This window comes from Bartonella sp. AD328YNZD, from assembly GCF_042196425.1.
Genome location: NZ_JBHIQG010000220.1, coordinates 1 through 4,140, shown reverse-complemented (window position 1 = coordinate 4,140; position 4,140 = coordinate 1). Strand labels below are relative to the sequence as shown.

Annotated in this window: 3 protein-coding genes; all 3 read right to left on the bottom strand. The window is 39.8% G+C overall.

Going from position 1 to position 4,140, the window contains the following annotated elements:
• On the bottom strand, positions 1-902 hold a 902-nt coding region (gene lipA / locus ACFIO3_RS09525; protein ID WP_375704366.1), incomplete at its 3' end, for a lipoyl synthase.
• 67 nt (positions 903-969) lie between these two features.
• The gene (gene lpdA / locus ACFIO3_RS09520) at positions 970-2,430 is read right to left on the bottom strand and encodes a dihydrolipoyl dehydrogenase (protein ID WP_375614378.1); all 1,461 of its coding nucleotides are present in this window, start codon (positions 2,428-2,430) and stop codon (positions 970-972) included.
• Positions 2,431-2,647: 217 nt separating this feature from the next.
• Complete coding sequence (locus tag ACFIO3_RS09515; protein WP_375606249.1) at positions 2,648-3,991, bottom strand: pyruvate dehydrogenase complex dihydrolipoamide acetyltransferase; 1,344 nt, start codon at positions 3,989-3,991, stop codon at positions 2,648-2,650.
• Positions 3,992-4,140 lie beyond the last annotated feature (149 nt).

Here is a 4,140-nt window from a genome sequence, read left to right as displayed (position 1 = left end):
GCATGATGAGATGAACGCGTTAGAGGATTGGAGGCCATATGTAAAAATCCTTTTACTTTACCAATCTTGGCAAAAGACTCAAATTCTTCAGGAGGCACAAAACGAACAACTGGATGATGTTTTCGTGTAGGCTGCAAATATTGTCCAATTGTCATAAAGTCAACATCAGCAGCGCGCAAATCATCCATCAATTGCAAAACTTCATTTCGCTCCTCCCCAAGGCCAACCATAATTCCCGATTTTGTAAAAATTGTTGGATCAAGTTCTTTAACACGTTGTAATAAACGAATTGAATGAAAATAACGTGCCCCTGGACGGACCTTCAAATATTTAGAAGGAACTGTTTCTAAGTTATGATTAAAAACATCAGGCTTAGCAGCAACAACAACTTCTAAAGCGCCATCCTTATGACGAAAATCAGGTGTAAGAACTTCAATTGTTGTTTTAGGAGTTTTTTGACGAATCGCATAAATAACTTTTGCAAAATGCTCAGCACCACCATCAGCAAGATCATCACGATCAACAGATGTAATGACAACATGTTTTAGTGCCATCTGTGCAACAGCATCAGCGACACGTTCTGGCTCATTATGATCAACGGCAAGTGGAATACCTGTTGCAACGTTACAAAAAGCACAAGCACGCGTACATATTTCACCTAAAATCATAAAGCTAGCATGCCTCTGGCTCCAACATTCGCCAATATTAGGACAACCAGCTTCTTCACATACAGTCACTAACTTATGCGTACGTACAATACCATGTGTTTCCTTATAAATTGGTGATGTTGGCGCTTTTACACGAATCCAATCCGGCTTTTTTTGAACGCTTGTATCCGGACGATGCGCCTTTTCAGGATGGCGCAAACGTCTATTCGTAACTCTATCAACAACCGTAACCATTTAAGCCTTTGCCTTATAAATACGAAGGAGCAATGAAAAATTTAAGATCTTTCATACAATCTAATCATCAAGCGTTTAAAACTTGATCATATGCATCCAATACACTTTCTTTCATCATTTCCGATAAAGTCGGATGTGGAAAAACAGTATGCATTAATTCTTCCTCTGTTGTTTCAAGATTCATGGCAATGACAAAACCCTGTATTAGTTCTGTTACCTCAGCTCCTACCATATGGGCCCCAAGAAGCTGTCCTGTTTTTTTATCAAAAATTGTTTTTACTAACCCTTGATCTTCACCCAGAGCAATCGCTTTGCCATTCGCGGAAAAAGAATAACGACCAATACGTATATCATACCCTGCTTCTTTTGCTGTCGCTTCTGAAAGCCCTACAGAAGCAACTTGCGGTGTGCAATAGGTGCATCCTGGAATTTTTTTCTTATCAAGCGGATGAACATTCTTTAAACCAGCAAGATGTTCAATACATATTACGCCTTCTTCTTCTGCTTTATGGGCTAACATAGGAGGACCAGCCACATCACCGATAGCATAAATACCCGAAACTCCTGTCCAACTCCATTCATCAGTTACAATACACCCACGATCGGTTTTTATTCCCAAAGCTTCTAATCCAAGATTCTCAATATTACCCTGCACCCCAACAGCAGAAATCAACCGATCAACAGTCATTGTCTCTTTTTTACCTTGAATATCAATATGTACAGTTACAGAATCGGAAGATTTTTCAACCCTTGTTACTTTTGCTTGACGAAGAACACGTAAACCTTTTTTCTCTAATTGTTTACAAGCAAATGTTGAAATTTCAATATCTTCAGCAGGCATGATGTGGGGCATTATTTCAACAACAGTGACTGTCGCTCCCATATCATGATAAAAAGAGGCAAATTCAATGCCTATAGCCCCAGACCCTATGACCAAAAGCGATTTTGGCATTTCTGGCGGTATCATAGCTTCAAAATAAGTCCAAATGAGATTTCCATCTGGCTCAATACCAGGAAGGACACGAGGACGTGCACCCGTTGCAATAATGATATGCTTTGCTTGGTAAGTTCCCTCTCCCAAGGTCCCTTTAGGGACTGGATTTTGTGGTTGCATAACCGGTTTGGAGGATGAAGAAACCATAATTTCCGCAAGCTGGCTTCCCTTTGCTTCTTTAGTAAGCTTTGCTTCACCCCAGATAATATCAATTTTATTTTTTTTCATTAAAAAAGCAACACCAGCATTTAAACGTGCTGAAACACCGCGTGAACGTGCCACAACATTTTTGATGTTTGCCTCAATTGAACCATTAATTTTTAGTCCATAATCTTTTGCATGTTCAGCAAAATGTTTCATTTCCGCTGAACGTAAAAGAGCCTTTGTTGGAATACATCCCCAATTTAAACAAATCCCTCCCAAATGTTCACGTTCAACAATCGCAGTCTTAAAGCCACATTGCGCTGCACGAATTGCGGTTACATATCCGCCTGGACCTGATCCAATCACAATTACATCATAAAGATTTGCCACAGTAATTCCTCCATGGATATATATAAAATGGATATGCATTTTTTGAACTTAAAAATGAACATAACAGAATTATCTTATGTCTTTATACTCTAAGCTTTCTATAAATGCTTTACCCAAACTAGAAACAGCAATACCTCTGCTCTTCAAACTCTTTAAATTTGTTTTTATTCTCTTAAATACACTCTCTCACAATTTACGTGAAGAACTGTTAAACAGTTCAAACCAACATTGCTAATGGATTTTCAATCATCTTCTTAAAAGTCCGCGCGAGCTCTGCTGCTAAAGCACCATCGACAGCACGATGATCCGCAGAAATTGTAACTGACATAACTGTCGCAATGGCTAAAGCACCATTTTTAACAACAGCACGTTGCTCCCCTGCACCAATCGCAAAAATTGTCGCATGCGGTGGATTAAGAATAGCAGAAAAACTTTTCACACCATACATCCCCATATTGGATACAGCTGTTGTTCCACCCTGATATTCTTCCATTTTTAACTTGCCCTCACGCGCACGCTTTGCAAAATCCTTCATCTCTTTGGAAATAAGCGATAACGGCTTTTCCTCTGCATGGCGAATAATCGGCGTAATTAATCCATTGGGAATAGAAACAGCAACCCCAACATCACAATGTTTATGATGAAGCATTCCACCTTCAAGCCAAGAGACATTCGCATCAGGAACCGCTTTCAAAGAAAGTGCAACAGCTTTGATCACCATATCATTAACAGAAATCTTATAAGTAGGCTTAGCTTCTTCCTGCATCTTAACCATTGGTGCAGCAACATTCAATTGTGTACGCAGCGCTAATAGCGCATCAAGTTCACAATCTACCGTTACATAAAAATGTGGGACTTTCTGTTTTGATTCCACCAAACGTGTCGCGATTGTTTTACGCATATTATTATGGGGTGTGAAGACATATTCATCCTCTTTGAAGAGTTTCAATATCTGTTTCTCAGAAGCACCTGCGGCTACTGGCTCTCCTGTCTGTGACGAATAAGAAATCTTAGAAATATCACCGCTCATAACTTTTTCTACATCACGCTTAATAATACGCCCATGCGGCCCACTCCCAGAAATAAGGGATAAATCAAGACCTGCCTGAGATGCTAATCGCCGCGCTAAGGGAGAAGCAAAAAGACGAGCTCCCTTTTTATCTTGCTGTATTAATTGCCCAGTTGATGATTCATGAGACATTTTTATTCCCTTTGAGTCCGTCTGTTTCAGAGAATCTGTCTGTTTGATACCCTCTAGTTTTTGTCTTGTAGAAGAAGAGATTTCTTCTGTAACTTTTGCAGCTTCAGCTAAATCTTCACCTTCTTCTGCTAAAACAACAATTAAAGCATTTACTTTAACGCCTTGTGTTCCAGCAGGAACAACAATTTTAGCAACCCTACCTTCATCAACAGCTTCGACTTCCATCGTCGCTTTATCCGTCTCAATCTCAGCAATAACATCACCAGAGGAAACCTTATCTCCCTCCTTAATATTCCATTTTGTTAAATTTCCCTCTTCCATCGTAGGGGAAAGCGCTGGCATTGTAATTTTAATGGGCATTATGCTTTCCTCCGTTATGCTCTGTATGTCACAGCCTTAACGGCCTCAATAATTTCAGCAGTATTAGGCAAAGCCAACTTCTCAAGATTAGCGGCATAAGGCATCGGAACATCTTTGCCAGAAATCGTAGCAATTGGCGCATCAAGATA